This window comes from Desulforamulus aquiferis (assembly GCF_030577015.1).
GTDB classification, from domain to species: Bacteria; Bacillota; Desulfotomaculia; order Desulfotomaculales; family Desulfotomaculaceae; genus Desulfotomaculum; species Desulfotomaculum aquiferis.
Window position 1 is genome coordinate 1 of record NZ_JARPTC010000065.1, and the last position, 761, is coordinate 761.

Consider the following 761-nt stretch of genomic DNA (forward strand, 5'->3'; position numbering starts at 1 on the left):
TCCTACGGCATACAGATTTCAGATTTAAGATATTCATAAGTCTGTATATCCGCTTATGATTAACATTAAGATTATTTTCCCGGTTTAGTCTAATTGTCATCTGGCGGTATCCAAGAATTCCGTTTCTTTCTTCATAGGCATCCTTAATCATGGGAAGCAACTCTTTGTTTAATTTCTCATTATTACTTTCTTTCCTGTTGAGCCATTTATAATACGAAGAACGTTGTATACCGAGAATCTTACAAAGTTCACTTATGGGATATGATTTCGTGTCATTCAGATCACGTATTGTGAAATATATAGTTTCATATCTTACCTGGCTTAGAACCGCATTCTTTCTAGCTCGTCCAGCTTTTTTAGAATATCAATCTCCATCTGCTTTCTTTTATTCTCAGCCTGGAGTAACTTATTCTGGGCCCTTAGCTTCTCAACTTCAGACATCTCATCTTCGGATTTTCTTTTCCCTCGTTTGTCCTGAAGTGCATCCACACCGTCTGTTAAGTATTTATTTGTCCAGGAATAAATTTGCTGATATGATACCTGGAATTTCTGTGCTGTTTCGGCATAATTCTGTTGATGTTCAATGCAGTATTTAACAATTTCTATTCTTTGATCGTAGGTAGTTGCTCGTCCTTTAGCCATGATTGGTGTTCCTCCTGATCCGGAAGTTTTTAACGTCTCATGACCATTATATTTAAAAATCCAGTTACGTAACTGACGAGTTGATTTAATACCATATCTTTTACATATTTCCATGTGTG

2 protein-coding genes are annotated in these 761 nt (G+C 36.0%); both read right to left on the reverse strand.

The annotated features are described in order from the left end of the window. Positions 1 to 160 (reverse strand): helix-turn-helix domain-containing protein (locus tag P6N53_RS18795; protein WP_373323074.1); only part of this gene is annotated, 160 nt, incomplete at its 3' end. Positions 161 to 321: 161 nt separating this feature from the next. Further along, positions 322 to 761: helix-turn-helix domain-containing protein (locus P6N53_RS18535; RefSeq protein WP_304545839.1), on the reverse strand; the 440-nt coding region annotated here is incomplete at its 5' end.